We start from the raw sequence: 1,980 nt of genomic DNA on the forward strand, positions 1-1,980 counted from the left end.
CATGAACTAAGATTGAAACCGGACCACCCTATGGGGTCAGGCCAGCCTAATATTCGGTATTTGTCCTTTGATGTTTTTGATACGCTGATCTGCCGCCCTACGGAGAATCCATCGGATGTCTTCCATCTTCTGCAATTGAGGCTTGAGCGGGAGCTTGGGCTGCGATATCCGGACTTCGCTCGTATCAGAATCGATGCGGAAAACGAGGCTCGGGACCTTTCCGCAAATCCCGAAATCGATTTGGATTTGATCTATGACATCGTAGCAGAACGATTGTCATTGAGTAAAAATGAGCGCGCAGCAATCATGTCTGCTGAAATTGCGCTAGAAATCAGCCTCATATCGCCTCGAAAGCAGGGGAGTGAGCTGTGGCGCTTGGCTAAAATGTTGGGGAAGCCAATTGTACTGATCAGCGATATGTATCTACCGGAACCTGTAATTGCCAAAATGTTAGAGAAGGCAGGTTTCTCAGGGTATGATTACATGTTTGTTTCGTCCTCAGCGCAAGCGAGAAAGAAGGACGGTGCTCTGTTCGATGTGGTTCTTCAGAGGCTGGCGATCCGAGGCGATGAAATACTGCATGTTGGTGATCACATTGTTGCGGACGTCCGTAACGCGCAAAGCAGAGGCATGACCGCGATCAGGACTCCGCGTGCGATTGATTTGCTTAAGAGAAGCCCGGGCTTCAAAGAGATTTATGGGACCTCGTCAGGCGGAAATGTTACAAGAAGCGCTATTGTCGGGCTTACCGCTCGACAGCTTTTCGATCGGGCCTTTGATGAAACAAACTCTGCAACGTTCAGAGGAGATCCCAAGTGCCTCGGTTTTGCGGCCTTTGGCCCCTTCTACTTTGGCTTCGTTCATTGGGTATGGAGTCAGGCAAAACGAGCCGGCGTCAAGAGGCTCTACTTTCTCTCGCGAGAGGGTTACCTTCTTAAACAAATATTTGATCGGATTGCTGAAACAGACGCAAGTGCTCCGCAAGCTTGCTATCTTTATGGCTCCCGGCGTGCGATCCGCGTAGCGTCCATCAGTACGGGACGAGATATTGGCGAGGTTGGTGCGCAGCCATACTCAGAAGGTACATGTTTAGGAAACTTAATTGAGCAGAGGTTTGGCCTCCCGAAGGCGGACTTCTGTGAGTTTCTCACTGCAGCCGGCATTGATGCAGATACGGTGTTAGAACGGAGTGCCGAGGGGCGAAGACTCCTGGCGCGCGCCCTGAAATGCCTTGAAGAGCCTATATTGCGTAATGCAGCGGAGGAGAGAGAGGCTTATCTTTCGTACCTCCATGCTTCTGGTCTTTCGGATAATGAGAAGGTCGCGGTTGTTGACCTCGGCTGGATGGGCAATATGCAGGGGGGGCTCGGTAAGCTTCTTGGGCGTCCTCTAATTGGGTATTACCTCGCTACTTTGGCTGGATCGGAAGTATGGGAGCGAGAGGGGCACGAACTACACGGATACCTGGGGGAAGGGTTCCTTCCCAACTCCAATCACTTTGCTCTAAAACGTCGTCACCTTCTAGAAGTCGTCACGTGTCACACCGACAACAGCCTGTTGCGCATAGTTCGGGAGAATGGAGAACACATTCCGATCTTTCGCAGCGAGCAGATGCCATATGGCCACGTGAAGTTTGTCTCTTGCCTACACGCCGGGGTGGTGGACTTCGCCGAGCAATTTGTACGTGAGTATAGCGGGTTCCTGCCGTCAGTTTCGATTAATCCCGAACTTGCCGGCGCCGCGCTTCTCAGGTTGTTCAAAGCTCCGGAGCGTCAAGACGCAGAAGCATTCCGTGAATTGGTATTCGAGGATGGTTTTGGGGGGGTTGAGCCTCGCCGGCTCTTATCGGACGCAGGAAAATGGCCAGAAGCCACATCCGTTCTCAAGGGATGGTGTCCCACCGCGTGGTGTAACTGACGGCATTGGTCGCCGTGCTGTCCGGCTTGGCCGGGTTGGTCAGCGTGCTGCTACTGCTGGCAG

General features: G+C 52.6%; 1 protein-coding gene. It reads left to right on the forward strand.

Annotated elements, in window-relative coordinates:
• Window positions 1–1,917: HAD-IA family hydrolase (locus L630_RS0120530; RefSeq protein ID WP_210164332.1), on the forward strand; the 1,917-nt coding region annotated here is incomplete at its 5' end.
• Window positions 1,918–1,980 lie beyond the last annotated feature (63 nt).

The organism is Aminobacter sp. J41, assembly GCF_000526635.1.
Lineage (GTDB): Bacteria > Pseudomonadota > Alphaproteobacteria > Rhizobiales > Rhizobiaceae > Aerobium.